Annotated in this window: 27 protein-coding genes; 11 read left to right on the forward strand and 16 right to left on the reverse strand. The window is 70.5% G+C overall.

Annotated features, from left to right (window positions below; all coding sequences use genetic code 11):
• Positions 1-90 precede the first annotated feature (90 nt).
• The 6 genes from era to ABIC28_RS25800 all read right to left on the reverse strand — a co-directional run bounded on the left by era (position 91) and on the right by ABIC28_RS25800 (position 5,218).
• Complete coding sequence (era, locus tag ABIC28_RS25775) at positions 91-1,011, reverse strand: GTPase Era (RefSeq protein ID WP_077042041.1); 921 nt, start codon at positions 1,009-1,011, stop codon at positions 91-93.
• A complete protein-coding gene (locus tag ABIC28_RS25780; protein WP_051636960.1) occupies positions 1,001-1,411 on the reverse strand; it encodes a cytidine deaminase-like protein in 411 nt (136 codons plus the stop codon). The genes era and ABIC28_RS25780 overlap by 11 nt, the downstream gene beginning before the upstream one ends.
• The gene (locus ABIC28_RS25785) at positions 1,404-2,726 is read right to left on the reverse strand and encodes a hemolysin family protein (RefSeq protein ID WP_097211370.1); all 1,323 of its coding nucleotides are present in this window, start codon (positions 2,724-2,726) and stop codon (positions 1,404-1,406) included. Before ABIC28_RS25785 ends, ABIC28_RS25780 begins: the two co-directional genes overlap by 8 nt.
• A complete protein-coding gene (ybeY, locus tag ABIC28_RS25790) occupies positions 2,723-3,265 on the reverse strand; it encodes an rRNA maturation RNase YbeY (RefSeq protein ID WP_097211371.1) in 543 nt (180 codons plus the stop codon). The genes ABIC28_RS25785 and ybeY overlap by 4 nt, the downstream gene beginning before the upstream one ends.
• A 66-nt stretch (positions 3,266-3,331) precedes the next feature.
• Positions 3,332-4,333 carry a PhoH family protein gene (locus ABIC28_RS25795; RefSeq protein WP_354581626.1) on the reverse strand — a complete coding sequence of 334 codons (1,002 nt, stop codon included), beginning with the start codon at positions 4,331-4,333 and terminating at the stop codon, positions 3,332-3,334.
• Positions 4,334-4,552: 219 nt separating this feature from the next.
• Positions 4,553-5,218 carry a TetR/AcrR family transcriptional regulator gene (locus ABIC28_RS25800; protein WP_354581576.1) on the reverse strand — a complete coding sequence of 222 codons (666 nt, stop codon included), beginning with the start codon at positions 5,216-5,218 and terminating at the stop codon, positions 4,553-4,555.
• A 138-nt stretch (positions 5,219-5,356) separates the two neighbouring features.
• Between ABIC28_RS25800 and ABIC28_RS25805 the strand changes: the two genes are divergently transcribed.
• Together ABIC28_RS25805 and ABIC28_RS25810 are read left to right on the forward strand one after the other, a co-directional pair.
• A complete protein-coding gene (locus ABIC28_RS25805; RefSeq protein WP_354581578.1) occupies positions 5,357-6,943 on the forward strand; it encodes an MFS transporter in 1,587 nt (528 codons plus the stop codon).
• Between the two features lie 83 nt (positions 6,944-7,026).
• The gene (locus ABIC28_RS25810) at positions 7,027-7,899 is read left to right on the forward strand and encodes an SMP-30/gluconolactonase/LRE family protein (protein WP_354581580.1); all 873 of its coding nucleotides are present in this window, start codon (positions 7,027-7,029) and stop codon (positions 7,897-7,899) included.
• A 1-nt stretch (position 7,900) separates the two neighbouring features.
• On the opposite strand, the gene ABIC28_RS25815 is transcribed toward ABIC28_RS25810, so the two are convergent.
• The 4 genes from ABIC28_RS25815 to hrcA form a co-directional block, all read right to left on the reverse strand.
• A complete protein-coding gene (locus tag ABIC28_RS25815) occupies positions 7,901-8,674 on the reverse strand; it encodes an alpha/beta hydrolase family protein (RefSeq protein WP_354581582.1) in 774 nt (257 codons plus the stop codon).
• A 34-nt stretch (positions 8,675-8,708) separates the two neighbouring features.
• Entirely contained in the window at positions 8,709-9,470 is a 762-nt protein-coding gene (locus tag ABIC28_RS25820; protein ID WP_354581584.1) for a 16S rRNA (uracil(1498)-N(3))-methyltransferase, read from the reverse strand.
• Between the two features lie 18 nt (positions 9,471-9,488).
• Positions 9,489-10,643: a molecular chaperone DnaJ gene (gene dnaJ / locus ABIC28_RS25825; RefSeq protein ID WP_097211377.1), complete on the reverse strand. Its 1,155-nt coding sequence runs from the start codon at positions 10,641-10,643 to the stop codon at positions 9,489-9,491.
• Positions 10,644-10,721: 78 nt separating this feature from the next.
• Positions 10,722-11,756: a heat-inducible transcriptional repressor HrcA gene (hrcA, locus tag ABIC28_RS25830; RefSeq protein WP_077042049.1), complete on the reverse strand. Its 1,035-nt coding sequence runs from the start codon at positions 11,754-11,756 to the stop codon at positions 10,722-10,724.
• Positions 11,757-11,957: 201 nt separating this feature from the next.
• On the opposite strand from hrcA, the gene ABIC28_RS25835 reads away from it, so the two are divergent.
• Positions 11,958-12,260, forward strand: coding sequence for a type II toxin-antitoxin system VapB family antitoxin (locus tag ABIC28_RS25835; RefSeq protein ID WP_077042050.1), 303 nt, complete (start codon positions 11,958-11,960; stop codon positions 12,258-12,260).
• A gap of 57 nt (positions 12,261-12,317) precedes the next feature.
• On the opposite strand, the gene ABIC28_RS25840 is transcribed toward ABIC28_RS25835, so the two are convergent.
• The 3 genes from ABIC28_RS25840 to ABIC28_RS25850 form a co-directional block, all read right to left on the reverse strand.
• Positions 12,318-12,518, reverse strand: a complete 201-nt coding sequence (locus ABIC28_RS25840) for a hypothetical protein (RefSeq protein ID WP_108168813.1) — start codon at positions 12,516-12,518, stop codon at positions 12,318-12,320.
• 18 nt (positions 12,519-12,536) lie between these two features.
• Positions 12,537-13,937, reverse strand: a complete 1,401-nt coding sequence (locus ABIC28_RS25845; RefSeq protein ID WP_354581587.1) for a WS/DGAT/MGAT family O-acyltransferase — start codon at positions 13,935-13,937, stop codon at positions 12,537-12,539.
• Positions 13,938-14,130: 193 nt separating this feature from the next.
• Positions 14,131-15,135, reverse strand: a complete 1,005-nt coding sequence (locus ABIC28_RS25850) for an AraC family transcriptional regulator (protein WP_354581589.1) — start codon at positions 15,133-15,135, stop codon at positions 14,131-14,133.
• 207 nt (positions 15,136-15,342) lie between these two features.
• Here ABIC28_RS25850 and ABIC28_RS25855 point away from each other — a divergent pair, with 207 nt between their 5' ends.
• Both ABIC28_RS25855 and ABIC28_RS25860 read left to right on the forward strand, forming a co-directional pair.
• Positions 15,343-16,887, forward strand: a complete 1,545-nt coding sequence (locus ABIC28_RS25855) for an aldehyde dehydrogenase family protein (RefSeq protein WP_354581591.1) — start codon at positions 15,343-15,345, stop codon at positions 16,885-16,887.
• A 173-nt stretch (positions 16,888-17,060) separates the two neighbouring features.
• A complete protein-coding gene (locus ABIC28_RS25860) occupies positions 17,061-17,354 on the forward strand; it encodes a hypothetical protein (RefSeq protein WP_354581593.1) in 294 nt (97 codons plus the stop codon).
• An 87-nt stretch (positions 17,355-17,441) separates the two neighbouring features.
• Here the strand turns inward: ABIC28_RS25860 and hemW are convergent, their stop codons facing one another.
• Positions 17,442-18,641 carry a radical SAM family heme chaperone HemW gene (hemW, locus tag ABIC28_RS25865; protein ID WP_354581595.1) on the reverse strand — a complete coding sequence of 400 codons (1,200 nt, stop codon included), beginning with the start codon at positions 18,639-18,641 and terminating at the stop codon, positions 17,442-17,444.
• Positions 18,642-18,810: 169 nt separating this feature from the next.
• Here hemW and ABIC28_RS25870 point away from each other — a divergent pair, with 169 nt between their 5' ends.
• The 6 genes from ABIC28_RS25870 (at position 18,811) to ABIC28_RS25895 (ending at position 24,445) form a co-directional block, all read left to right on the forward strand.
• Positions 18,811-18,894 (forward strand): Ms4527A family Cys-rich leader peptide, encoded by an 84-nt coding sequence (locus ABIC28_RS25870; RefSeq protein ID WP_354581628.1) that lies wholly within the window; start codon positions 18,811-18,813, stop codon positions 18,892-18,894.
• Positions 18,895-19,014: 120 nt separating this feature from the next.
• On the forward strand, positions 19,015-20,712 hold the full coding sequence (locus ABIC28_RS25875) for a nitrite/sulfite reductase (RefSeq protein ID WP_027499952.1): 1,698 nt from the start codon (positions 19,015-19,017) through the stop codon (positions 20,710-20,712).
• A gap of 5 nt (positions 20,713-20,717) precedes the next feature.
• Positions 20,718-21,425 (forward strand): phosphoadenylyl-sulfate reductase, encoded by a 708-nt coding sequence (locus tag ABIC28_RS25880; protein WP_209928998.1) that lies wholly within the window; start codon positions 20,718-20,720, stop codon positions 21,423-21,425.
• Entirely contained in the window at positions 21,422-22,357 is a 936-nt protein-coding gene (gene cysD / locus ABIC28_RS25885; RefSeq protein ID WP_077042056.1) for a sulfate adenylyltransferase subunit CysD, read from the forward strand. Before ABIC28_RS25880 ends, cysD begins: the two co-directional genes overlap by 4 nt.
• Positions 22,357-23,640, forward strand: a complete 1,284-nt coding sequence (locus tag ABIC28_RS25890) for a sulfate adenylyltransferase subunit 1 (RefSeq protein WP_097211383.1) — start codon at positions 22,357-22,359, stop codon at positions 23,638-23,640. Before cysD ends, ABIC28_RS25890 begins: the two co-directional genes overlap by 1 nt.
• Before the next feature lie 40 nt (positions 23,641-23,680).
• Complete coding sequence (locus ABIC28_RS25895) at positions 23,681-24,445, forward strand: sirohydrochlorin chelatase (protein WP_354581630.1); 765 nt, start codon at positions 23,681-23,683, stop codon at positions 24,443-24,445.
• Here ABIC28_RS25895 and ABIC28_RS25900 read toward each other — a convergent pair.
• Both ABIC28_RS25900 and ABIC28_RS25905 read right to left on the reverse strand, forming a co-directional pair.
• The gene (locus ABIC28_RS25900) at positions 24,442-25,698 is read right to left on the reverse strand and encodes an RNA polymerase sigma factor (RefSeq protein WP_354581632.1); all 1,257 of its coding nucleotides are present in this window, start codon (positions 25,696-25,698) and stop codon (positions 24,442-24,444) included. The two genes, ABIC28_RS25895 and ABIC28_RS25900, sit on opposite strands and share 4 nt — an antisense overlap.
• A 5-nt stretch (positions 25,699-25,703) precedes the next feature.
• Positions 25,704-26,048 (reverse strand): YciI family protein, encoded by a 345-nt coding sequence (locus ABIC28_RS25905; protein WP_354581598.1) that lies wholly within the window; start codon positions 26,046-26,048, stop codon positions 25,704-25,706.

The raw sequence follows: 26,048 nt of genomic DNA on the forward strand, positions 1-26,048 counted from the left end.
GCTGCACACCTACAATCACCACCGGCAACACTCCGCCATCGGCAGGAACGTTCCCTTCAGCCGCTTGACCAACGTCCCTGGGCAGTACACCTAGAACCCCAGGCGCCCGAGCTGCTTCGGGTCGCGCTGCCAGTCCTTGGCGACCTTCACGTGCAGCTCCAGGAAGATCCGGGTGCCGAGCAACTTCTCGATCTGGGTGCGCGCCTTGGTGCCGACCTCGCGCAGCCGGGCACCGCCCTTGCCGATCACGATGCCCTTCTGGCTGGGCCGCTCGACGTAGAGCAGCGCGTGCACGTCGAGCATCTCGCCCTGCTTCTCGGTGCGGCCCTCACGCTCGATGACCTCCTCGATCACCACGGCCAGCGAGTGCGGCAGCTCGTCGCCGAGCCCCTCGAGCGCGGCCTCGCGGATGAGCTCGGCCATCAGCGTCTCCTCCGGCTCGTCCGTGATCTCGCCATCCGGGTAGAACGCCGGGCCCTCGTCCATCGACTTCGCCAGCAGATCGACCAGCATCTCGACCTGCTCCCCCGACGCCGCCGACACCGGGATCACCTCGGTCTCGGGGCCGAGCAGCTTCGACAGCGCCACCAGTTGCTCGGCGACCTTCTGCTTGCTGACCTTGTCGATCTTGGTGACGATGCCGATCAGCTTGGTCTTCGGCGCCATCTGGCGGACCTGCTCGAGGATCCAGCGGTCGCCGGGGCCGATCTTCTCGTCCGCGGGGATGCACAGACCGATGGCATCGACCTCGGAGTAGGTGTCGCGCACCAGGTCGTTCAGTCGCTGACCGAGCAGAGTCCGGGGCCGGTGCAGCCCGGGGGTGTCGACCAGGATCAGTTGGGCGTGCGGGCGGTGCACGATGCCGCGGATGGTGTGCCGGGTGGTCTGCGGCCGCGACGAGGTGATCGCGATCTTGCTGCCGACCAGCGCGTTGGTCAGCGTCGACTTGCCGGTGTTCGGCCGTCCGACGAAACAGACGAAGCCGGAACGGAATTCGGTCTCAGTGCTCATGGGCATCTCCAGAAATGGGTCGGTAGGGCTCCCAGCCCATGACATAGGGGTCCGAGCCGTCGGCTCGGGCGGCGATCAGTTTGGCGGAGGCGGTGACCTCGGTCAGTGCGAGCACCCCGGGCTCGTTGTCCCGGACGGCGGTGACGATGTCTGCGGCGCTGCCGGGCAGGTCGCCCACCACCGCGGCGGCCTCGAAACCCTCCGCCCCGCTCGAGAGGGCCGCGGCGATCGCGGCCTGCAATGCGGTGAGGGTCAGGGCGTCGAGCGAGACCGGGCCTGCGGCGTAGGTGCGACCGTCGAGGTCCCGGACCGCCGCGCCCTGTGCGCCGCCGGTTCGGCCCATCGCCCCGCGGGCGAGGACCACCAGCTTGGCGTCCTCCTCGTCGAGATGCTCAGTCATGTCGGCCCTCGTCTCCCTCGTCATCGCCGACCGAGTCGGCGTCCGGTTCGGGCGCTCTCCATGCAAGAACAGTACTGATCCGGACCCGGCCTCGGACGTCGCTGCCGCCCTCGGCACGCAGCATCAGGCCGTCGGTGGTGACCTCCGAGCCCGGCAGCGGGACCCGGCCGAGCGCGTAGCCGAGCAGCCCGCCGACCGTCTCCACCTCGTCGTTGTCGATCTCCATCTCGAACAGCTCGGCGAGGTCCTCGATCGGCAGGCGGGCCGAGAGCCGAAAACGACCGTCGCCCAGGTCCTCCACCGGCGCGATCTCGCCGATGTCGTACTCGTCGGCGATCTCGCCGACGATCTCCTCGATGACGTCCTCGATGGTGACGAGCCCGGCGATGCCGCCGTACTCGTCGACCAGCAGCGCCATGTGGTTGCGGTCGCGCTGCATCTCGGCGAGCAGGCTGTCGAGCGGCTTGGAGTCGGGCACGAACACCGGCGGGCGCATCACCTCCCCGACGGTGACGCCCCGGCCGCCGTCGGTCGAGTGGTACGTCTTCTGGACCAGGTCCTTGAGGTACACGACGCCGAGGATGTCGTCGACGTTCTCGCCGATCACCGGGATCCGGGAGTGCCCGCTGCGGACGGCAAGCGAGGTCGCCTGACCCGCGGACTTGGTCGCCTCGATCCACACCATCTCGGTGCGCGGGACCATCACCTCGCGGGCGGGGGTGTCGCCGAGCTCGAACACGGACTGGATCATCCGGCGTTCCTCGTCGGCCACCACCCCGCGCTCCTGCGCCATGTCGACCAGCTCACGCAGCTCGATCTCGGAGGCGAAGGGGCCGTTGCGGAAACCCCGACCTGGGGTGAGCGCGTTGCCGACCAGGATGAGCAGTCGGCTGATCGGGGAGAACAGGACGCCGATCACCTGCAGCGGCAGCGCCGCGGCGAGCGTGATCGAGTAGGCATGCTGGCGGCCGATGGTCCGCGGCCCCACCCCGATCGCGACGTAGTCGATGAGCACCATGACAACCGCGGTGACCAGTAGCGCCCAGCTCCGCTCGAGCATGTCCAGGAGCGCGGCGGCGAGCAGGACCGTGGCGGTGATCTCGGCCAGAATCCGTAGCAGCACCATGAGATTGACGTACCGGGGCCGGTCGGCCACGACCATCAGCAGGCGCTGCGCACCCGGACGCGCATCCTTGGCCAGGTCCTCGACCCTGGCCCGGGAGATCGTGTTGAGTGCGGAGTCGATGGCGGCGAACAGCCCGCCGAGCGGTACCAGGATCGCGGCGAGCAGGATCTGGACTAGCTCATCACTCACTGCTCGGGGCCGTCGACAAACCCGGTCTTGCCCAGCAGCCTGCTGTCACGGGCGGCCAGTTCCGCCTCCCGCTCGGCCAGGCGCAGCTCGTCGTACCAGTCGGCGAGCAGGCTGTTCTGCAGCGCGAACATCTCCTTCTCCTCCTCCGGCTCGGCGTGGTCGTAGCCGAGCAGGTGCAGGACACCGTGCACGGTCAGCAGCGCCAGCTCGTGCGCGGTGGAATGGCCCGCCTTGGCTGCCTGGTCGGCGGCGAAGGCAGGGCACAGCACGATGTCGCCGAGCATCGCCGGTCCGGGTTCGGGGGCGTCGGGCCGACCGCCGGGCTCGAGCTCGTCCATCGGGAAGGACATCACGTCGGTCGGGCCGGGCAGGTCCATCCACCGCATGTGCAGGTCGGCCATCGTGTCGAGGTCGACGAGCACCATCGACAGCTCGGCCGCCGGGTGCACGTCCATCCGGCCGATGACGAACCGCGCGACGCTGATCAGCTCGCCCTCGGAGACGTCGATCCCGGACTCGTTGGATACCTCAATGCTCATGACAGTCGTTCTCCTCGGGGCCGCCTGCGGCGGGGATGGGCGGGTGCGGTGTGGCTCACGTGGGCGTCAGCGCCGCGACGGGCGGGCCTGCGCCGCGCGGCGCTGCGAGCGGTTGCCGAGCTTGACCTCGTCGATCCGCTCGGTCTCGAAACGCTCGTAGGCGTCGACGATGTCGGAGACCAGGCGGTGCCGCACCACGTCCGCGCTGGTGAGCTCCGCGAAGTGGATGTCGTCGATGTCGGTCAGGATCTCCGAGGCAGCCCGCAGCCCGGACCGGGCGCCGCCGGGCAGGTCGACCTGGGTCACGTCGCCGGTCACCACGATCTTGGAACCGAACCCGAGCCGGGTCAGGAACATCTTCATCTGCTCGGCCGTGGTGTTCTGCGCCTCATCCAGGATGATGAACGCGTCGTTGAGCGTGCGGCCGCGCATGTAGGCGAGCGGGGCGACCTCGATGACGCCCGCCTGCATGAGCTTCGGGATGGCCTCGGGGTCCATCATGTCGTGCAGCGCGTCGTGCAGCGGCCGCAGGTAGGGATCGATCTTCTCGTGCAGGGTGCCGGGCAGGAACCCGAGCCGCTCGCCCGCCTCGACCGCGGGTCGGGTCAGGATGATGCGGCTGACGTTCTTGCTCTGCAGCGCCTGCACGGCCTTGGCCATGGCGAGGTAGGTCTTGCCGGTGCCGGCGGGGCCGATGCCGAAGACGATGGTGTTCGCGTCGATCGCGTCGACGTATCGCTTCTGGTTGACCGTCTTGGGCCGGATGGTCTTGCCCCGCCGGGACAGGATGTCCAGGCTCAGTACCTCCGCGGGCGATTCGGCGACGCCCTCGGTGAGCATCGCGACGCTGCGCCGCACCGCATCGGGGGTCAGGGTGTTGCCGCCTGCGACGACGGCGATCAGCTCGCCGATCACCCGCTCGGCCAGCGCGACGTCCGCGGCCCTGCCGGTGAGGGTGATCGCGTTGCCACGAACGTGAATGTCTGCGTCGAGGGCCCGTTCGAGTTCCTTGAGGTTCTGATCCGAGGAACCGAGCAGCGGGAGCACCGCGTCGGGTGAGACGTCCATGCTCGACCGCACCGTGCGCTGCGCTGGGCGGTCCTGGCTGCCGTTGGCCTTCGCCCCTGCGCGCGAAGCGCGTCCCCCTGCGTCGTCCGACTGATCGCCCATGTCGCTGTCTGCACTCACGTGGTAGCTATGGCCTGCTTTCCTGGTTCCGTGTCCCGACGGACTGGGCCGCCCTGATACCTCGCAGTCTATCGCGGGTCGTTCGCGCCGCCCACACGATTACCGCCGGTCAGGGCCAGCCGCGGGTACCTGCGCGCCCGCGGCGTCCCGGATCCAGGCCCGTGCCTCGTCGACGACCTCCGCCGCCCGATCGGGCGCGACCCCGAGCAGCACCAGTGAGACGACGCCGAACGACTCCCCGGAATCGGTGACGCCGCCCTTGTTGACCTGATCGAGCAGGGTCATCGTGACGGCCTCGGTCATCGCGACCAGGAGCCCGGCGGGCAGGTACGACGAGAAGGTCCCCTCGCGCTGCCCCTGCTCGACCATGGCGATCGCCGGCGCCCGCGCCGGTTCCATCAGGTCGAGGATGCGCTGCTCGCCGAGTTCCTTGCGCGCGAAGGTCAGCAACATCCGGAACCGGTCGCCGACCGGCCAGGTCAGCAGGGCGAGGACGGCGAGCGCCAGGTCGGGTCGTTCCGGCACCGGAACGTCCGCACCGAAGGACGCGACCAGCTCGGCCGAGGCCTCGTCCGCAATGCCCTCGACGAGCGCCTCCCGGCTGGGGAAGTGCGCGTAGACCGTGCGGCGGACCACGCCTGCCGCGCGCGCGACGTCGTCCATGCTCGCGTCCGGGTCGGCGGCAAAGGCACCGATCGCGGCGTCGATGATGCGCGTCCGATTGGCCCGCGCCTCGCTGCGTCGACGCCTCACCGGCTCCGCCACCGTCGCATCCACCCTCTCGCCGCCCGATGTGATCTGCGTCAAGCATAGTTGCACAGCGATGTGCAAGCTATTAACTTGCACATCAATGTGCAGATAGGTCCGGACGCCGGACCGCCGCCGCCGAATGGAGCGCCGACGATGACAACACTCGCGACCAAGCCGGTCTCCTGGATGGAGCAGCCCTACCGCTGGCGCTGGGCCGCGCTCGGCGTGCTGTGCCTGAGCCTGCTGATCGTGGTGATGGCGAACACCGCGCTCATCGTGGCGGCGCCGGACATGACCCGGGACCTCGGCCTGACCAGCGCGCAGCTGCAGTGGGTCATCGACGGCTACACCGTGCCCTACGCGGCGCTGATGCTGCTGGCAGGCGTGATCGGCGACAAGTACAGCCGCCGCGGCGCGCTGCTGACCGGCCTGCTGGTGTTCGGCGGCGGCGCGGTGTTCGGCAGCCTCGCGGACACCACGACCGCGGTGATCGCCGCCCGGATGACCATGGGCGTCGGCGCGGCGATCATCATGCCCGCGACGCTCTCGCTGCTGGTCGCGACCTTCCCCAAGGCGGAGCGCTCCCGCGCGATCGCCGCCTGGGCGGCCACCTCCGGGCTGGCCATCGCGTTCGGGCCGCTGCTGGCGGGCTGGATCCTCGAGAGCCACTCCTGGAACGCGACCTTCCTGATCAACGTCCCCATCGCCGCGGTCGCGGCCGTCGCCGCACTCGTCCTCGTGCCGCCGTCGCGCGCCGAGGGCCTGGGCCGCATCGACTGGATCGGCGGCCTGCTGTCGGTCGTCGCGATCGGGGCGCTCGTCTACGCGATCATCAACGGCTTCCACTTCGGTTGGGGCGCAGGCCCGCTCGTCGGCGCCGCCATCGCGCTGGTCGGGCTCGCGGCGTTCGTCGCCTGGGAGCTGCGGCACCCGCAGCCGCTGCTGAACGTGCGCAAGCTCGGCGAGCGCAGCGTCGGCGGCTCGACCCTCGCGGTGCTGCTGCTGTTCCTGTCCGCGTTCGGCGCGATCTACTTCATCGCCCAGGAGTTCCAGTTCGTGCTCGGCTACGGCCCGCTCGAGACCGGCGTCCGGTTGCTGCCCCTCGCCGCGGCGGTGACCGCGGGTGCGGTGGTCAGCGGCCGGATCACCCCGCGCATCGGCGTGCGCAGCGCGATCGTGGCGGGCATGGTCCTCGCGGCGGCTGGCGTGCTGCTGCTGACGCGGGTCGACGGCGGCTCGGGCTACCTCGACTTCCTGGTGCCGCTGGTCCTGCTCGGGGTCGGCATCGGCCTGAGCGAGCCGCCCGCCACCGACGCGATCATGGGCAGCTTCCCCGACAGCGACCTCGGCGCCGCGGGCGGCCTCAACGACACCGCGATCGAGCTGGGTGGATCGCTGGGCATCGCCATCCTCGGTTCCATCCTGGCGGCGAGCTACAAGGACTCGATCGCCGGCTTCATCGACGGCGCGCCGCTCCCCCAGCTCGGCGGGGATCTCGCCGCCCAGGCCGACTACGCGATGGAGGTCTCCCGGGAGTCGGTCGGCGGCGCGGCACTGGTCGCGCAGGAGCTGGCGGGCAATCCGCTGTCGGCCTCGTACGCGCAGCCGCTCCTCGAGGCCGCCTCCACCTCGTTCGCGGACGCGATCGCGAGCGCGAGCCTGGCCGGCGGGCTCGCGCTCGCCGTCGGCGCGGTGCTGGTGGCGGTGATCCTGCCCGGCAAATCGACCGACCGACCGTAGCCGGCGGCGCGGGCGGCCTCGAACCGATGAGTTTCGCCCGGCCAGGGGGTCTACCTCCCCAGGGACACAACAGGAGGCGGATCATGCGAACGATGCAGACACTGGCGAGCGGGTTCGGACAGCTGGAATCCCCGCGCTGGCACGACGGCCGGCTGTGGTTCGCGGACTGGACGGCCGGGGTGATCCACGCAATCGACCCTGACGGACGGATCGAGGCCGTGGTCGAGCATCGGTCGTTGCCGCTGTGCTTCGACTTCCTGCCCGACGGGACACCGGTGCTCGCCTCCGGCCCCGAGCGGGCGCTGCTCCGCCTGTCGCCGGACCGGACCCTCACGCGCTACGCGGACCTGTCGGCGCTCTCGCCCTACGGCAGCAACGACATCGTCGTCGACGGCAGGGGCAACACCTACGTCAACAACGTCAACTTCGACTTCGCCGCCGGCCCGCCCGCGGCCGAGAGCGCACCAGGATTCGTCGCACTGGTCACCGCGGACGGGCAGGCACGCGTGGTCGCCGAGGACCTGGCCTTTCCGAACGGCATGGCGGTCACCGCCGACAACGCCACGCTGATCGTCGCCGAGTCCTACCGTCACCGGCTCACCGCCTTCGACATCGCGGCCGACGGTTCGCTGACCAACCGCCGCGTCTGGGCCGACGTGGGCAACCACTCGCCCGACGGCATCTGCCTCGACGCCGAGGGCGCCGCCTGGTACGCCGACGTCGGCGACCAGTGCTGCGTCCGCGTCGCGGAGGGCGGTCAGGTCCTCGACCGGGTGCAGCTCGACCGCGGCGCGTTCGCCTGCGCCCTCGGCGGGGCCGACGGCGGCACGCTCTTCGTCGTCGCAGCGCAATGGCCGGGAGCCGAGCGCTTCATGGACCACACGGCGTGGGACGGCACTGTGGTCAGCACGCCTGCGCCCGCGCCGGGGGCCGGCTGGCCTGGGTCTGGCGCCTGAGTCACGCCGGGCGCGCGGACCAGGGGTCGTCGTCGAGCAGGGCCCGCAGGGTCAGGTCCCAGCTTCGGGAACCGCGGGCGAGGAAGTCGTTGTGCCCCTCGCCCGGCACCTCCCAGAACGCCACCGTGTCCCCGGCCGCCGCGGCGGCGTCCCGGTACGCGCGGCTGGCGGCGGCGGGCACCTGGATGTCCTCCGCGCCGTGGATGCAGACCACCGGGACACCGATCGGGACCCGGTCCACGGGTGAGGCGTCGTGGTAGAGCTGCGGCGCGTCTTCGTACCGGGCGCCGAAGAACGCCTGCAGCGCCGCCCCGGCGGTGCGACCGGCCGCGCGCGCGGCCAGGTCCATCGCCCCCGCCTGCGTGACGACCCGCTCGGGGCGAACCGGGGAATCACGTTGCCCGGCAACCCACAACGCCAACTGAGCGCCCGCGGAGTGACCGACGATCCGGACGTTGCCGAGGTCGAGCGGGATCGGCGAGAGGGCGGGCAGCACGCCGCCGACCGCGGCCAGCGCGGCCTCGATGTCGGCACTGGTCTGCTCCCAGCCGCCGCCCGCGCCGACCCGGCGGTACTCGACGTTCCACGACGCCACCCCGAGCCGGGCGAGTTCGATGGCGAGGGCGGTCGCCAGGTTCAGGTGGAAGTCGGCGCTCCAATAGCCGCCGTGCAGGAGCATCACCACCGGCACCGGCTCGGCGACCGGGACGGCGGGCAGGTACAGGTGCCCGAACTGCTGCGGCTCGGGTCCGTAGTCGACGCGTTGACGGGGCACGGTTACTGCTGAGACATTCTGCGTTCGCCGGCGCTCACTGGAGGGGCCGCGCGGACCAGCGGTCGGTCAGCACGCCGATCGCGCCGAGCGCCACCGCGCCCGCCGTGGAGGTCCGCAGCACCGTCGGGCCCAGGCGCACCGCGACCGCCCCCGCCGCGGTCAGCGCGTCGACCTCCGCGTCGTCCAGGCCCCCCTCGGGCCCGACCACCAGCAACATCTCGGCCGCCGTGGCCAGCGGCAGCTCCGCCAGCGCCGTCGTGGCCGACTCGTGCAGCACCGCGACCACGGCGCCACCGGCCACCGCGGCCGCCACCCGCTCGACAACCGCGGGCGTGCGGTGCAAGTCGAGAACCTCCGGAATATGTGCTCGCCGTGACTGTTTCGCGGCGGCCGCCGCCACCGCGCGCCATTTCGCGACGCCCTTGTCGGCCTTCGGGCCCTCCCAGCGGGCCACGCACCGCGCGGACTGCCAGGGCACGATCGCGTCGATGCCCGCCTCGGTGGCCAACTCGACGGCCAGCTCGGAGCGCTCCGCCTTCGGCAGCGCCTGCACCAGCGTCACCGCAGGAGCGGCCGCCGGGACGGTGGCGCGGGCGGTGACCTCCAGGTCGAGGCGGTCCTTGCCGACCTCGACGACCACCGCGTCCGCGACGGCGCCCCGGCCGTCCGAGAGCACCAGCCGCTCACCGACCCGGATCCGGCGCACCGTGGCGGCGTGCCTGCCCTCCTTGCCGTCGAGCACGGCGACCGCGCCGACCTCGGGCAGCGGGTCCAGATAGAACACCGTCGCGGCCATGTACGTTCGCCCGACCCGTCAGCGACCGCTGAACGCGTCGCGCAGGCGGGAGAACAGTCCGCCGTTGTGCTGCGAGGCGGTGGTGACGACCTCGGCCTGGTCCTTGTCGCGCAGGTCCTTGAACGCGTTCAGCGCCGCGGTCTGCTTGCCGTCGAGGCGCGCGGGGACCACGACCTCCAGGTGCGCGTGCAGGTCGCCGCGCACCCCGGAACGCAGCTTCGGCATGCCGTGCCCGCGGACCGACTCCACCTTGCCCGGCTGGGTGCCCGCGGGAATGGTGATCTCCGTCGGGCCGTCGATGATCGTGTTGACGGTGACGGTGGTGCCGAGCGCCGCGTCGACCATCGGGACGCGGACGGTGCAGTGCAGGTCGTCGCCGTCGCGGACGAACACGTCGTGCTGCTGCTCGATGATCTCGACGTACAGGTCACCCGCGTGGCCGCCGCCGGGGCCGACCTCGCCCTGCGCGGCCAGCCGGATCCGCATGCCGCCGCTCACACCGACCGGCACCTTCACCGCGATGTCGCGGCGAGCACGCACCCGGCCGTCGCCGCCGCACTTGTGGCAGGGGTCCGGGATCGTCTCGCCGGCGCCGCGGCAGGTCGGGCACGGACGGGAGGTCATCACCTGGCCGAGAAACGAGCGCTGGACGGACTGCACCTCGCCCGCGCCGCGGCAGGTCTCACAGGTCACGGGCTTGGAGTCGCCGTTGGTGCCGGCACCGGTGCACGCGTCGCACAGGATCGCGGTGTCCACGGTGATGTGCTTGGTGACGCCGGTGGCGCACTCCTCGAGGGTCAGCTTGGTCCGCAGCAGCGAATCGGCGCCGGGCTGCACGCGGCCGCGCGGTCCGCGGCTGGTCTGGCCGCCGCCGCCGAAGAACGCCTCGAACACGTCGCCGAGTCCGCCGCCGAAGCCGGCACCACCGAATCCGGCGCCGCCGCCCCCGCCGCCCTGCGACAGCGGGTCGCCGCCGAGGTCGACGATGCGCCGCTTCTCGGGATCGGAGAGCACCTCGTATGCGGTCGAGATGTCCTTGAATCGGGCCTGCGCCGCCTCGTCGGGGTTGACGTCGGGATGCAGCTCCCTGGCGAGCTTGCGGTACGCCCGCTTGATCTCCTGATCGGTCGCCTTCGTGCTGACGCCCAGAAGTCCGTAGTAATCCCGTGCCACGTTAAGTCTCTCGTCCTCGTTGTCGATCAGTTCCAGCTGTCAGTGAAAGTCATGCTCGCGGCCGCCCGCGCACGCACGTCAGCGCTCGGCGAGTACCTCGCCGATATACCTCGCAACGGCGGCGACCGATGCGATTGTTCCCGGGTAGTCCATCCGGGTGGGGCCGAGCACCCCCATGCCGCCGAAGACGTTGCCGCCCGCGCCGTAGCCGGTGGTGATCACCGAGGTCCCGCGGATCTGCTCCATCTGGGTCTCTTCACCGATCCGGACGGTCACCTTGCCCGCGTCGCCGGTGGCGGCGAGCAGCTTGAGCACGATGACCTGCTCCTCGAGGGCCTCGAGGACGGATCGCAGCGAGCCGGGGAACCCGGTGAAGTCCGCCGCGTTGCGGGTCAGGTTCGCGGTGCCGCCCAGCACCAGCCGCTCCTCGGGGTGCTCGACGAGGGTCTCGATCAACACGGTCGCGGATCGGACCACGGCGTCGCGCAGGTGGTCAGGGGCGTCGGCCGCGAGCTCCGAGACAGCGATCGACGCGGCGGCCAGGCGCTTGCCCTCCAACGCGCCACCCAGCAGGTTCCGCAGCCGGGACAGGTTCTCGTCGTCGATCACGTCACCCAGTTCGACGATGCGCTGGTCGACGCGACCGGAGTCGGTGATGAGCACCAGCAGCAGCCGGGCCGGGGTCAGCGCGACCACCTCGAGGTGGCGGACCGAGGACGATGAGAGCGTGGGGTACTGCACGACCGCGACCTGCCGGGTCAGCTGGGCGAGCAACCGCACCCCGCGGCGGAGCACGTCGTCCAGGTCGACGCCGGATTCGAGGAACTCCAGGATGGCGCGGCGTTCGGCGGGCGAGAGCGGCTTGACGTCGGCGATCCGGTCCACGAACTGCCGGTAGCCCTTGTCCGTAGGCACCCGGCCGGAGCTGGTATGCGGCTGGGCGATGTAGCCCTCTGCCTCGAGCACGGCCATGTCGTTGCGGACGGTGGCACTGGAGACGCCCAGGTTGTGGCGTTCGACGAGGGCCTTCGAGCCGATCGGTTCCTGGGTGGCGACGTAGTCGGCGACGATCGCGCGCAGCACCTCGAAGCGTCGTTCATCGGTACTCGACATAGCGGCCACCTCCGTCACCCGACTCCCCCGTCCGGAAGTCCGGCGAGACCATTCGTCACGGTCGGCGTGGTTAACACCCCCGCGACCGGCTACCAGTCTAATCGCCCTGCCGGGCTCTTCCCGCGAGGCCTTACTGTGTGTGGTGCGCGAACGGCGCCAGGTGCCGGCCGCGCACCCCCGACTACCGGGACGGGAACACCGATGATTTTCAAGGGCGTGAGGGACGGCAAGCCGTACCCGGACCACGGGCTGTCCATGCGCGACTGGTCCAAGATCCCGCCGCGTCAGGTGCGGCTCGACGAGATCGTGACCACCACCAAGGTCCTGGAGCTCGATCGGCTGCTGTCCGAGGACTCCACCTTCTACGGCGACCTGTTCCCGCACGCGGTGCTCTGGGACGGCGTGATCTACCTCGAGGACGGTCTGCACCGCGCGGTCCGCTCCGCCCTGCGCAACCGGGTCGTCCTGCACGCCCGGGTCTTCGACTACGACGCGATTCGCTGACCCGACCGGGGGGTCTGATCCGCCTGCGCTCATCGATCGGCTCGGCCCCGCCCTCGCTCAGATCATCAGGGCGGCGAAACCGACACAGGCGACGGTGAACAAAGCCACGACCGCGCACAGGACAACGGACCCGGTCACGATCAGTGCGGGCGCGCAGGCCGAGATCCCGGAGCCGAGCGCGATCACCGGCGACGATCGGAGCCGGGAGGTCGACGGTTCGGCAGGGACGGGGGCCCGGTCGGCTGATGGGTGGTTCATGTGATCTCCTGTCCCGGCCTACAGGCCGACAGTCTTTTCGAGGGCGCAGAGTTCGTCGTCGAGGCGACCGAGCAGGGGCTGAAGTAGCGGCACCGCTCGCCGGCAGCCGGTCAGCCCGAACGCGATCTCGTCATCGGTACTGGTGCAGGTGATGTTGAGAGCCTGTCCGTCGACCGGGATCGACAGCGGATACAGCGCGGTCAGACGGGCACCGTTCCAGTACAGGGGCTCAGCCGGCCCGGGAACGTTGGAGATCATCACGTTCGGCGGGCGGATCGGCCCGCCCATTCCGAACATGCCCAGTGCGAGCGGCGCGGCCCCGAGCGCACTCATCGCCAGAGCCTGCGCCGAGCTCATCGCCCGCAGTGCCTGTTTGCCCTCGCGCATGGAGGCCGTCACGGTCGCGAGGCGGTTCGCCGGGTCGGCGAGGTCGGTGGCGAGATTACACATCAGCACCCCGATCTCATTGCCTGCCTTGCCCTCCCGCTGCTCGCCACGCAGCGAGACCGGCACCATCGCGATCAGCGGGTCGGCGGGCAGCGCCTCGAGATCGCCCATGTAGCCGCGCAGCGCCCCTGAGCACATCGCGAGCACCACGTCGTTGATGGTCGCCTCGGCATGCTTGGCGACCATCCGTAGCCGTTCGATCGGCCAGGAGCGCACCGCAAACCGTCGGGCCCCACCGATCGGCACGTTGAGCATCGACCCGGGCGCAGAGAGCGAGAGCGATCCGCCACGCCCGTGCAAGGCCCGGTCGACGGTGCCAACGAGCGCGGGCACGAGGCCTCCCAGCTCACCGAGCGCGCCGCGAGCGACACGCAGCGCGGTGGCAGGCACGCCGAGGGGTCCGGGACCGCCCGCCGGCTGGTCCGAGACGAGTCGCAGCGCGCCGCCCTCGCGCACCAGCGGCTCCCATGGCGCGGGCATCGCTCGCCGCGCCGGGTCCGCGCTGAGCCCACGGCGCAGCAGCTTCATCGCCGACACGCCGTCCGCGAGGGCGTGGTGGATCTTCGTGTAGACCGCGAAGCGGCCATCAGCGAGGCCCTCGATGAGGTGCATCTCCCACAGCGGCCTGCTTCGGTCCAGCAACACGGAATGCAAGCGGGAGACCAGCTCCAGCAGTTCGGTGATCCCGCCAGGGCGCGGCAAGGCATCGTGACGCACATGGTGCCCGAGGTCGACGTCGACATCCGTCTCCCAGCCCCACTGCCCCAGTGAGGTCACCGACCGACGGGCGCGTTTACGCAACAGCGGCGCGACATCGCCCCGACCCAAGGACGAATCGAGCAGTGCCCGCACATCGCACCCATCGGCGCCATCCGGCGGAGCGAACAGCGCGAGCCCCCCGACATGCATCGGATGGTCACGAGACTCGCCGAGCAGGAACATCGAATCGGTCGGCGCCATCGGCAGCAGCAAGGTTCGGCCTTTCCATGTGCCCGCACCCGGACGATCACGCGGGTCGTGGAGCCGAGGGGGCGTGTCCAGGATTTTGTCCAGCGGCAACGATGGGGCCAACGTTAGAGGCAGCAGCGGCTGAAGACTGTCCCCGAAGCGCGGGGGATGTCCCGATTGCGCAGGGACTTCGAGCGCGCAGGGTTTTCGGGCCGGGCTACGTCGTGGTGAGGGTCTTCGACGGCGGCTGCCCGTACCGCTTTCGGTATTCGAGAGCGAAACGGCCGAGGTGCTGGAATCCCCAGCGATAGGCCACATCGGTGACCGCGACATCGGACGGGTCTGCCTGGATCAGGTCCTCATGGGCCCGCTCGAGCCGCACATCGCGAAGATAGGCCAGTGGCGAGACCCCGACGTACCGCCGGAATCCGTCCTGCAGGGTGCGCACGCTGACGCCCACCAGCATCGCCAGCCTGCTGACGGTCCACGGATCCTCGGGATGCGCGTGGATCGCATCGATGGCCCGACTGATGGTGCGCGGGCGGGCAGCGTGGGCGGGCGAGTCGAGGAGTTCACGGCTGTCGTGAGCCGCCGTGAGCAGCAAACCGGTGGTCACGGCATCGACCAGCCGGCTCGAAACCAGCTCGTTGTAGAGCAGGCTGCTGTCGTCGTCGAGTTCCGCGGCGAGGGTTCGGACCAGAGCCAACCAGCTCGCGCCCGACTTGCTGGACAGATCGAACACGGGGTCGAAGGTCACCGGTTTGCCGACCGGCCGGCCGAGTAGGGCGCGAAGCTCGGACTCGAGGTAGGCGCGGTCGAACTTGATGCCGTACACCTCGCAGTCCGCGCTCCATCGCGTGATCCTGGTGGAGCGATGCGGGAGGTAGATGGACGCACGCCCGCGGGTGACCACATCGGACTCTCCGCCTGCTTCCGACTCGATGCCGCCCGACATCGGAATGTTCACGTGGTAGGCACTTTCCAGCTCGTCGAGGTGGATGCTCACGTCCACTCCGTACGACAACCGCCCCACGGACACAGGACCGAGCTGCACAGTGCGTAGCGACATGTCGAGGTCGGAGTCCATGGTGAGCTGGGCCAGCCGGTGGGGGTAGTAATTCCGACCGACGGCCGCGCGCGCTTCGTCGAGGGTTCGGGCGTGAAATGCCAACACCCGGCGCGTCGGTTCGGGCGCACCCGCTGCAGGCGATTTATCGTGCATCTTTCGGCTCCACACCCAGGCTACGCGCGGCCCGGCCGAAGCAGATCCCACAGATCCCGATTGGATCGAATCCGGGAGCCGCGGACCCGGCCACCTGCCCACTTGTGCCGCTGACCCAAAAGGCCCGTGGTTGTTGGCCGAATCGGCCAAGCGCCGCGGCTCCGATCGCGCCGATACTCGACGCCAACCCCCACCGAGGAGTGTGCGATGAGCATCGACCAGCTGGTGCCGACGATCGTCCGACCGCCCGTCACCATTCACTGCCCGGCGACCGGCGAGGAGGTCGGTTCGGTTCCCGACACAGAGCCCGACTCGGTCGCCGAGGTGGTCGACGGACTCCGCGCACAGCAGCCGGCCTGGGAGGCCCTCGGACCCAAGGGTCGGGCCAGGTGGCTGTTCATACTGCGGGACTGGTTGCTGGACAACGAGACCCACCTGGAGGATGTGCTCCAGTCCGAGACCGGGAAGCCGCGGACCGAGGCCGGTCTCGAGGTGCCGGTGATCGCCGAGATCATCAACTTCTACGCCGCCCGCGCGCCGCGCGACCTGGCCGACGCGAAGCTCCCGAACTCCGGTGCGTTCAGCCTCACCAAGTCGCAGCGCAAGACATATCGCCCGCATCCGGTGGTCGGGGTGATCACGCCGTGGAACTTCCCGCTGCTGATGCCCGCCATGGACGTGATCCCCGCGCTGCTCGCAGGCGCCGCCGTCATCCTCAAGCCGTCCGAGGTGACCCCGCTGTCCGCGCTCGAACTGGCGCGCGGATGGCGCGAGATAGGCGCGCCGCCGGTGCTGGCCTGCATCACCGGCCGCGGGGACACCGGCGCGGCCGTCGTCGACGCCGTCGACATGGTGCAGTTCACCGGTTCCACGGCCACCGGGCGCAAGATCGCCGCCCGGGCGGGCGAGCGCCTGATCCCCTGCAGCGTCGAACTCGGTGGGAAGGACGCCGCGATCGTGCTGGCCGACGCCGACCTCGAGCGGGCGGCCAACGGGATCCTGTGGGGCGGGCTGATGAACTCCGGCCAGGCCTGCATCTCGGTCGAACGGGTGTACGTCGAGGAGTCCGTGCACGACGAGTTCGTCGCGCTGCTCACCGCGAAGGTCCGGTCGCTGCGTCAGGGCGCCGACGACGACTCCCACTCCGCGGACGTCGGCGCGCTCGCGAACGCGAACCAGGTCGACATCGTGCGCCGTCACGTCGACGACGCGATCGCCCGCGGCGCCACCGCGCTGACCGGCGGCGCCCCAACCGGGGTGGGGACCTTCTTCAAGCCGACCGTGCTGGTCGACGTGGACCACACCATGGCCTGCATGACCGAGGAGACCTTCGGTCCCACCATCCCCGTGATGAGGGTGGCCGACGCGGACGAGGCCGTCCGGCTCGCCAACGACTCGGTCTACGGCCTGTCCGCGACCGTCTGGACCGGCAGCCGCTCGCGCGGAGACGCCATCGCTCGACGACTCGAGGCCGGGGCGGTGAACGTCAACGACATGTTCAGCAACCTCTTCTGCTTCGGGCTGCCGCACGGCGGGTGGAAGAGCTCCGGGATCGGTGCGCGCTTCGGCGGCGCCTCGGGCCTGCACAAGTACTGCCGGATGCAAGCCGTCACCGCGCCCCGGTTCCCCACCCTCACCAACGAACCGCTGTGGTACCCGTATACGCCCTCGCGGGGCCGGGTCGCGGCCCGCCTGCTGCGGGCGATCGTCGCCCGCGACGTTCGCCGCCGATTCTCCGGAACCCGTCGGTGACGCCAACGGCCCCGCCACCCGCAGTCCATATCCGGTTGCGTTTAACGGTTTGACCTGTGACGATGCCGATTTCCGAATTCAACTGCCGGCCGGTCTGACTCGCCCTAATCTGACCGATCGGGGGGCGTCCGATGTGGGCCACCCAGCCAGCACACTTCGAACGAAGGAATCTCATGTCACGATCTCTGGCGCGCCGTGGCGCGTCCGTCCTCGTCGCCGCGGCTCTGCTCGGCGGCGGCCTGGCCCTTGGTGGGGGTACGGCATCGGCCGCGGAGGCCACCGGCAGCGCGAGCGGCATCCAGCGCGACAGCCTCCTCGATTTGCCGGCAGCCCTGGTGCTGACGCTCGGGAGGGCGGCAGGCTCCGTCCATCACATGTACGGGGCGTGTTTCGATACCGGTGTGGAGTCATGTCCCAGCCACACGGAACTCTTGCTCGACCTGCTGCTGGGAAACAGGTCCTCCTGAGCCCCCCGTCAGTTCGTGGCCGCAGCCAGTCGGCCGCAACCCCGCCCGCCCAGGATCCCCGGGCGGGCGGAGTTGCGTACCTAGGGTTCAGCTCAGGATGTCCCGGATGACGCCGTCGGCCAGCAACCTGCCGCGGTCGGTGAGCACCAGTCGGTCACCGGCGCGCGAGAGCAGCCCGTCCGCGACGGCCTGCTCGGCGGCGGCGAGCTCGCTCGCTCGCAGGTCCGACTCCGGCAGCCCGGACCGCAGCCGCAGCGTCAGCATCACCCGCTCCATGTGCCGATCCTCGGCGGTGAGGTGCTCGCTGTCCGCCACCGGAAGTTCGCCCGCCGCAAGCTGATCGGCGTAGCGGGCGGGATGCTTGACGTTCCACCAGCGCACCCCGCCGACGTGGCCGTGCGCGCCTGGGCCCGCGCCCCACCAGTCACCGCCGTCCCAGTAGCCCAGGTTGTGCCTGCACTCGGCGCCCTCCTTCGCCCAGTTCGACACCTCGTACCAGCTCAGCCCGGCGTCGGCGAGGCGCTCGTCGATCCGCTCGTACCGGGCGGCGAGGACGTCGTCGTCGGGCGCGGGCAGGTCCCCGCGTCGCACCTTCCTGGCCAGCGCGGTGCCGTCCTCCACGATGAGCGCGTACGCCGAGACGTGGTCGACGCCCGCGGCGAGCACCGCGTCAAGGGACGCGTCGAGGTCCTCGTCGCGCTCGCCGGGCGTGCCGTAGATCAGGTCGAGATTCACGTGCTCGAACCCCGCCGCGCGTGCCTCCACGGCGGCGGCCACCGGGCGCCCCGGGGTGTGGGTGCGGTCGAGGATCCGCAGCACGTGCTGCGCCGCCGACTGCATGCCAAGCGAGATGCGGGTGAACCCGGCCTCGCGCAGGCGGTCGAAGAACTCGGGCGAGGTGGACTCGGGGTTCGATTCCGTTGTCACCTCCGCGCCGGCGGCCAGGCCGAAGCTCGAGCGGACCGCACCAAGCACGTCGGCCAGCCCGTCGCCGCCGAGCAGCGACGGCGTGCCGCCGCCGACGAACACCGTCTCCGCCGCGGGCACCGCGCCATCGGCGCCGAGCATCGCGGCGGCCGCGTCCAGCTCGCGACGCAGACCCTCCAGCCAGGACTGCGGCGACGCGGAGGTGCCCAGCTCCCCCGCCGTGTACGTGTTGAAGTCGCAGTACCCGCAGCGCGTCGCGCAGAACGGGACGTGGATGTAGATCCCGAACGGACGCGACCCCACTCCGGACAGGGCATGGTCCGGCAGCGCAAACGCAGCAGCCAACGCGTTTCCGCTCATTCCACAGGCTCCACTCGGCCGGTCATCGATCCACTCACCTCATCAGTGTCCCATTACCAGAGGACGTGACGAGCGCCACACATCGCCCTGCCTGCGCATTTCCCCCGAGTCGGGGGGAAATAGCCATGGGATGTCGGAATCGGCGAGGTGATCTGGCACAATTGGCCGGGTGACCGGACTTGGGATTGCGCTCGTGGCTCGACGCCACGTCGATCTCAAGCGTGTCTGTAGCTGTCTGCCCTTGCCTGCGTAGACGCCATTCGCCAGCCCCCTCTCAGTCCCGGCCGGTCTCGGATGTGCTGCGGGGACAGCCCTCCCCGTCGGCTATGCCATCACAGACCGGCGCACCGAAGAAGATTCTGGAGCGCCTCCGATGTCGCAAAGTGTCGACACTCCTCCTCCCGCCCGCGCGCCGCGGCCGGCCAAGCGCCGTGCCGAGGGCCAGTGGGCCCTCGGCTACCGCGAGCCGCTGAACGCCAACGAGCAGGCCAAGAAGGACGACAACCCGCTCAACGTCCGCGCCCGCATCGAGAACATCTACTCGAAGCAGGGATTCGACAGCATCGACAAGTCCGACCTGCGCGGCCGGATGCGCTGGTGGGGCCTCTACACCCAGCGTGAGCAGGGTTACGACGGCACCTTCACCGGTGACGAGAACATCGATCTGCTCGAGGCCAAGTACTTCATGATGCGGGTGCGCTGCGACGCAGGCGCGCTCAACGTCGAGCAGCTGCGCACCATCGCGGGCATCTCCACCGAGTTCGGCCGCGACACCGCCGACCTCTCCGACCGCGAGAACGTCCAGTACCACTGGATCGAGGTCGAGAACGTCCCCGAGATCTGGAAGCGGCTCGAGTCCGTCGGCCTCAAGACCACCGAGGCCTGCGGCGACTGCCCGCGCGTCGTCCTCGGGTCCCCGCTGGCAGGCGAGTCCCTCGACGAGGTCCTCGACCCGACCCCGGCGATCGACGAGATCGTCCGCCGCTACATCGGCAAGCCCGAGTACTCGAACCTGCCGCGCAAGTTCAAGACCGCGATCTCCGGCCAGCAGGACGTGGTGCACGAGATCAACGACGTCGCCTTCATCGGCGTCAACCATCCCGAGCACGGCCCCGGCCTCGACCTGTGGGTCGGCGGCGGGCTCTCGACGAACCCGATGCTGGCGCAGCGCGTCGGCGTCTGGGTGCCGCTCGACGAGGTGCCGGACGTGTGGGAGGCCGTGGTCTCGATCTTCCGCGACTACGGCTACCGCCGGCTGCGGTCCAAGGCGCGGCTGAAGTTCCTCATCAAGGACTGGGGCATCGAGAAGTTCCGGGAGGTGCTCGAGACCGAGTACCTCAAGCGGAAGCTGATCGACGGCCCCGCGCCCGAGCAGCCCAAGCGGCCGATCGACCACGTCGGCGTGCAGAAGACCCGCAATGGCCTCAACGCCGTCGGCTTCGCGCCGATCGCGGGCCGGGTGTCCGGCACCATCCTCGCGAAGGTCGCCGACGCCGCCGAGAAGGCAGGCAGCGACAAGATCCGCTTCACGCCGTACCAGAAGCTGATCATCCTCGACGTCGCCGACGACAAGCTCGATCAGCTGATCGCCGACCTCGACGAGCTGGGCCTGCCCGCCCGCCCGTCGCACTGGCGGCAGAACCTGATGGCCTGCTCCGGCATCGAGTTCTGCAAGCTGTCGTTCGCCGAGACCCGCAAGCGCTCGCAGGTGCTGGTGCCCGAGCTCGAGCAGCGACTCGCGGACATCAACGCGCAGCTCGACGTGCCGATCACCATCAACATCAACGGCTGCCCCAACTCCTGCGCCCGCTCGCAGGTCGCGGACATCGGCTTCAAGGGCATGCTCATCGACGACGGTGAGGGGAATCAGGTGGAGGGCTTCCAGGTTCACCTGGGAGGCAGCCTCGGATTCGACGTGGCCTTCGGCCGCAAGCTGCGTCAGCACAAGGTCGCCAGCACCGAGATGGGCGATTACATCGACCGGGTGGTCCGGCAGTTCGTCAAGCACCGCAATGCGGGCGAACGCTTCGCCGAGTGGGCCGTCCGAGCAGACGAGGGGGATCTCCGTTGACCACATTGGATCTGGCCACCGCGACCGCGGACGACCTGCGCGCGCTCGCCGAGCAAGCGGCGGCGAGCCTCGACGGCGCGTCCGCGCAGGAACTGCTGCAGTGGACCGAGGACACGTTCGGGACCGACTTCATCGTCGCGTCGAACATGCAGGACGGCGTCCTGGTGCACCTGGCCGCCCAGGTGCACCCCGGCGTCGACGTGCTGTTCCTCGAGACCGGCTACCACTTCGCGGAGACCATCGGCACCCGCGACGCGGTCGAGGCGGTGTACGGGGTGAACGTCATCAACGTCCAGGCCGAGGCCAGCGTCGCCGAGCAGGACGCGGCGGAGGGCAAGGACCTGTTCGCCCGCGACCCCGGCCGCTGCTGCGCACTGCGCAAGGTCGCGCCGCTGAAGAAGTCGCTCGCCGGATACAAGGCCTGGGTGACCGGCATCCGCCGGGTCGAGTCCCCCACCCGCGCCAACGCCCCGCTGATCTCGTTCGACGACGCGTTCGGGCTCGTGAAGATCAACCCGATCGCCGCGTGGTCCGACGACGACATGCAGGCCTACATCGACAAGCACTCGATCCTGGTGAATCCGCTTGTCGACGAAGGCTATCCATCAATCGGGTGCGCGCCGTGCACCGCCAAGCCAGCCCCCGGCTCCGATCCGCGCAGCGGACGGTGGGCCGGTAACGCCAAGACAGAATGCGGGTTGCACGCCTCATGACTGCTGAACTGACCGACATCCGACCGCAACTCGACGGCACCGACTTCGACACGCTCGCTGCCCTCGAGTCCGAGGCCATCCACATCTTCCGTGAGGTGGCAGGCGAGTTCGAGCGCCCGGTGATCCTGTTCTCCGGCGGCAAGGACTCCACCGTGCTGCTGCACCTGGCGATCAAGGCCTTCTGGCCCGCGCCGCTGCCCTTCGCGCTGCTGCACGTGGACACCGGGCACAACCTGCAGGAGGTGCTGGACTTCCGCGACCACGTGGTCGAGAAGTACAACCTGCGCCTGCACGTGGCCAAGGTCGAGGACTACCTCGCCGACGGCCGGCTCACCGAGCGGCCCGACGGCATCCGCAACCCGCTGCAGACGGTGCCGCTGCTGGACGCCATCGCCGAGAACCGCTTCGACGCGGTGTTCGGCGGCGCCCGCCGCGACGAGGAGCGCGCCCGCGCCAAGGAGCGGATCTTCTCGCTGCGCAACGCGTTCGGCCAGTGGGACCCGAAGAAGCAGCGTCCCGAACTGTGGAACCTGTACAACGGCAAGCACTCCCCCGGCGAGCAGGTCCGCGTATTCCCGCTGAGCAACTTCACCGAGCTCGACATCTGGCGGTACATCGCCCGCGACAACGTGGAACTGGCCAGCATCTACTACGCCCACCAGCGCGAGGTGTACCAGCGCGACGGCATGTGGATGACCTCCGGCGTCTGGGGCGGACCGCGGGAAGGCGAGGAGGTGCAGAACCTCTCGGTGCGCTACCGCACCGTCGGCGACGGCTCCACCACCGGCGCCGTGCTCTCGGAGGCGGCCGACAACGAGGCCATCCTCGCGGAGGTCGCGGCGTCCCGATTGACCGAACGCGGTGCCACCCGTGGCGACGACCGAGTTTCCGAAGCGGCCATGGAAGACCGCAAGCGAGAGGGCTACTTCTGATGAGCGACCTGTTGAGGCTCGCCACCGCGGGCAGCGTCGACGACGGCAAGTCCACCCTGGTGGGCCGGCTGCTGTACGACACGAAATCCGTTCTCGCCGACCAGATCGACGCCGTCACCCGCGCGTCGGTCGACCGTGGGCTCGACACCCCGGACCTGTCGCTGCTGGTCGACGGCCTGCGCGCGGAGCGTGAGCAGGGCATCACCATCGACGTGGCGTACCGCTACTTCGCGACACCCAACCGCACCTTCGTGCTCGCGGACACCCCGGGCCACGTGCAGTACACCCGAAATACCGTCTCCGGCGCGTCCACCGCGCAGCTGGTGATCCTGCTCGTCGACGCGCGCAAGGGCGTCATCTCGCAGACCCGCAAGCACGCCGCCGTGCTCGCGCTGCTCGGCGTGCCGAAGCTGGTGCTCGCGGTCAACAAGATCGACCTGGTCGAGAACCCGGCCCAGGTGTTCGCGGACATCTCCGAGGAGTTCAACGCGCTCACCACCTCGCTGGGGTGGGCATCCGAGGACGTCGTGGAGATCCCGGTCTCCGCGCTGCACGGCGACAACGTGGCCGTCCGCTCCGAGAACACCCCGTACTACAACGGCCCCACCCTGATCGAGCACCTCGAGTCGATCCCGGTGGACGCCGAGCCGCACCGGGTGGGCCTGCGTTTCCCGGTCCAGTACGTGATCCGGCCGCGCACCGCCGACTTCCTCGACTACCGCGGCTACGCCGGTCAGGTCGCCGCGGGTTCGGTCCGCCCGGGCGACGAGGTGGTGATCCTGCCGTCCGGCACCCGCACCACCGTCGAGCGCGTCGACACCGCCGACGGTGAGCTCGACGTCGCGAACGCGGGACGCAGCGTCACGCTGATCTTGGCCGACGACGTCGACGTCTCGCGCGGCGACACCATCGCCTCGATCGAGGACGCGCCCGAGCCGATCGGCGAGTTCGAGGCGACGGTCTGCTGGCTCGCCGAGAAGCCGCTGCGCCCCGGTGCCCGCCTGCTGCTCAAGCACGGCACCCGCACCACGCAGGCGATTGTCGGCGGCATCGTCGAGCGGTTCGACGAGCAGGACCTCACCACGGCGCAGAGCCCGGACACCCTCGAGCTCAACGAGATCGGCAAGATCTCGGTGCGCGTCGCGGAGCCGATCGTGGCGGACGACTACACGGTCAACCGGCACACCGGCAGCTTCCTGTTGATCGACCCGGCGGGTGGCAACACCCTCGCGGCCGGCCTGGTCGGCGACGCGATCGCCGCCATCGAGCTCGCCCGCGTCTAGCGTCGTGTTCGACATCCAGGTCGGGACGCACGCGTCCCCGATGCCCGTCCCGGCGCCGCTGATCGCGGTGGCCCACGGCAGCCGCGACCCCCGCTCCGCGCGGGCGGTCGCGGCCGCGGTGGACGGCATCCGGGCGTCGCGCCCCGACCTGGACGTCCGCCTCTGTTTCCTGGACCTGTCCGCCCCGTCGGTGGATCAGGCGATCGATGCGGTTGCCGCCAAGGGACATTCGTCCGCCGTCGTGGTGCCGCTGCTGCTGGGCAGCGCGTTCCACGCGCGGGTGGACCTGCCCGCGCTGCTCGCGGCGGGCCATCGCAGGCACCCCGAGCTCGACCTCGTGCAGGCCGAGGTGCTCGGCGACGACCACCGGTTGGTCTCCGCCGTGCGCGACCGCATCACCCAGACGGGAACCGATCTCGGCAATCCCGAGGTCGGGGTCGTGCTGGCCGCGGTCGGCTCGTCCTCGGAGACCGCCAACGAACTCACCACCCGCATCGGCCCGCGGCTGCTGGCCGGCACCGGCTGGGCAGGCGTCGAGGTCTGCTTCGCGACCACCGGACCCGGCGTGCCGCAGGCCGTCTCGGCGCTGCGGGCCCGCGGCGCGCGGTCCATCGTCGTCGCACCGTGGTTCCTCGCGCCCGGCCTGCTCACCGACCGGATCGGCCGGTCCGCCGAGGACTGCGCCCCGGAATCGCTGCAGGCCGACGTGATCGGCGCCCACCCCCTGCTCGCGGAGGTCGCACTCGACCGGTACGCCGCGGGCGTCGAGCGGATCGCCGCCGCCCGGGTCGAACTCTCCGCCTAACCCGGCCGCTCGACCTCGTCGAGCCTGCGCCGCAGGTGCTCCCGTTCGGCGTCGGTGCCGACCGTCTCCAGCGCCGCACGGTAGGCCGCCGCGGCCTCCGGGAACCGGCCGAGCCGCTGCAGCAGGTCCGCGCGGGCGACCGCGTACGGGTGGTAGCCCCGCAGCCGCGCCTCCCCCGCCAGCCCGTCGAGCAGGGTCAGCCCCGCCTCCGGTCCGTCCCGCATCGCCACCGCCACCGCCCGGTTCAGCGCCACCACCGGCGACGGCGCCAGCGCGAGCAACACGTCGTAGAGCGCCACGACCTGCGGCCAGTCCGTGGTCGCGACGTCCGCGGCCTCGTCGTGCAGGGCCGCGATGGCCGCCTGCACCCCGTACACGCCCGGCGGGCCGCCGGTCAGCGCGACGACCACCAGGGCGCCGCCCTCCTCGATGGCCCCGCGGTCCCAGTGGCTGCGGTCCTGGTCGTCGAGCAGCACCAGCTCGCCGCCCGGCCCGGTCCGCGCGTCGCGGCGGGCGTGGATCAGCAGCATCAGCGCCAGCAACCCGGCGACCTCGCGCTCGGCGGGCAGCAGCCGCCGCAGGATCCGGGCGAGCCGGATCGCCTCCTCCGCGAGGTCGAGGCGCTGCAGGTCGGGACCCGAGCTGGCCGCGTAACCCTCCGTGAAGATCGAGTAGATCACCCCGAGCACCCCGGGCAGGCGGTCCGGCAATTCGTCGGCGCCCGGTACCCGGAACGGGATCCTTGCCTGCCGGATCTTCTTCTTGGCCCGCACGATTCGCTGCGCCATCGTCGCGGTCGGGACGAGGAACGCCCTGGCCACCTCCGGCGTCGTCAGCCCGGCCAGGCAGCGCAGGGTCAGCGCGGCCCTGTCCTCGTCCGCGAGCGCCGGGTGGGTGCAGGTGAAGAACAGCTGCAGCCGGTCGTCGGGCAGGTCGGCGAGCGCGTCGGCGGGCGGGGCCGGGTCCGCCCGGTCGGACTCGACCTGCAGGACGGCGAGCCGGGCCGCATAGGCCTGGTCCCGCCGCAGCCGGTCGACCGCCCGCCGCCGCGCCGTCGTCATCAGCCAGGCGCCGGGCCTGGCAGGAACGCCGTCCACCGGCCAGTGCACCAGCGCGGCCTCGATGGCCTCCGAGGTGACCTCCTCGGCCAGGTCGAGGTCGCCGAACCGGCGGACGAGCGAGGCCAGCAGCCGGCCGCGTTCCTCCCGGAACACGGCCTCCACGGACGATTCGGCCGCGGCCCGCTCGTCCATCGCGGTCACTCGCCGAAGTCGGCGATCGGCCGCACCACGACCGATCCGCCGCCGCGGGCGCCGGGGCAGCGGGCCGCCCAGTCGAGCGCGACGTCGAGGTTCGGCACGTCGATCACGTAGAAGCCGCCCAGGACCTCGCGGCTCTCCGCGAACGGTCCGTCGGTGACGGTCCGCTGCCCATCCGCGTCGACCCGGACCGCCGTGGCGGTCGTCAGGTCCGCGAGCGATTCCCCGGACACGAAGATGCCCGCCTCGCTGACCTGCTTGTCGTAGACCATCCAGTCCTCCGGGGTGCACCCGTTCGCGACGGGATCGGTGGAGGCCGCGTTGATCAGCATCATGTACTTCAT

Origin of the sequence: Rhodococcus sp. PvR044 (genome assembly GCF_040548995.1) — a bacterium.
GTDB classification, from domain to species: domain Bacteria; phylum Actinomycetota; class Actinomycetes; order Mycobacteriales; family Mycobacteriaceae; genus Rhodococcus_G; species Rhodococcus_G oryzae.

What these genes read in the sequence shown, in the direction of transcription:
- ABIC28_RS25895 (WP_354581630.1), top strand. Translation starts at nt 23,681, where the DNA reads ATGCCCGTCCCGGCGCCGCTGATCGCGGTGGCCCACGGCAGCCGCGAC.
- ABIC28_RS25850 (WP_354581589.1), bottom strand. Translation starts at nt 15,135, where the DNA reads ATGCACGATAAATCGCCTGCAGCGGGTGCGCCCGAACCGACGCGCCGG.
- cysD (WP_077042056.1), top strand. Translation starts at nt 21,422, where the DNA reads ATGACTGCTGAACTGACCGACATCCGACCGCAACTCGACGGCACCGAC.
- hemW (WP_354581595.1), bottom strand. Translation starts at nt 18,641, where the DNA reads ATGAGCGGAAACGCGTTGGCTGCTGCGTTTGCGCTGCCGGACCATGCC.
- ABIC28_RS25795 (WP_354581626.1), bottom strand. Translation starts at nt 4,333, where the DNA reads ATGGACGTCTCACCCGACGCGGTGCTCCCGCTGCTCGGTTCCTCGGAT.
- ABIC28_RS25810 (WP_354581580.1), top strand. Translation starts at nt 7,027, where the DNA reads ATGCGAACGATGCAGACACTGGCGAGCGGGTTCGGACAGCTGGAATCC.
- ABIC28_RS25820 (WP_354581584.1), bottom strand. Translation starts at nt 9,470, where the DNA reads ATGGCCGCGACGGTGTTCTATCTGGACCCGCTGCCCGAGGTCGGCGCG.
- ABIC28_RS25780 (WP_051636960.1), bottom strand. Translation starts at nt 1,411, where the DNA reads ATGACTGAGCATCTCGACGAGGAGGACGCCAAGCTGGTGGTCCTCGCC.
- ybeY (WP_097211371.1), bottom strand. Translation starts at nt 3,265, where the DNA reads ATGAGCATTGAGGTATCCAACGAGTCCGGGATCGACGTCTCCGAGGGC.
- ABIC28_RS25835 (WP_077042050.1), top strand. Translation starts at nt 11,958, where the DNA reads ATGATTTTCAAGGGCGTGAGGGACGGCAAGCCGTACCCGGACCACGGG.
- hrcA (WP_077042049.1), bottom strand. Translation starts at nt 11,756, where the DNA reads ATGTCGAGTACCGATGAACGACGCTTCGAGGTGCTGCGCGCGATCGTC.
- ABIC28_RS25840 (WP_108168813.1), bottom strand. Translation starts at nt 12,518, where the DNA reads ATGAACCACCCATCAGCCGACCGGGCCCCCGTCCCTGCCGAACCGTCG.
- ABIC28_RS25875 (WP_027499952.1), top strand. Translation starts at nt 19,015, where the DNA reads ATGTCGCAAAGTGTCGACACTCCTCCTCCCGCCCGCGCGCCGCGGCCG.
- ABIC28_RS25860 (WP_354581593.1), top strand. Translation starts at nt 17,061, where the DNA reads ATGTCACGATCTCTGGCGCGCCGTGGCGCGTCCGTCCTCGTCGCCGCG.
- ABIC28_RS25805 (WP_354581578.1), top strand. Translation starts at nt 5,357, where the DNA reads ATGACAACACTCGCGACCAAGCCGGTCTCCTGGATGGAGCAGCCCTAC.
- ABIC28_RS25900 (WP_354581632.1), bottom strand. Translation starts at nt 25,698, where the DNA reads ATGGACGAGCGGGCCGCGGCCGAATCGTCCGTGGAGGCCGTGTTCCGG.
- era (WP_077042041.1), bottom strand. Translation starts at nt 1,011, where the DNA reads ATGAGCACTGAGACCGAATTCCGTTCCGGCTTCGTCTGTTTCGTCGGA.
- ABIC28_RS25905 (WP_354581598.1), bottom strand. Translation starts at nt 26,048, where the DNA reads ATGAAGTACATGATGCTGATCAACGCGGCCTCCACCGATCCCGTCGCG.
- ABIC28_RS25855 (WP_354581591.1), top strand. Translation starts at nt 15,343, where the DNA reads ATGAGCATCGACCAGCTGGTGCCGACGATCGTCCGACCGCCCGTCACC.
- ABIC28_RS25890 (WP_097211383.1), top strand. Translation starts at nt 22,357, where the DNA reads ATGAGCGACCTGTTGAGGCTCGCCACCGCGGGCAGCGTCGACGACGGC.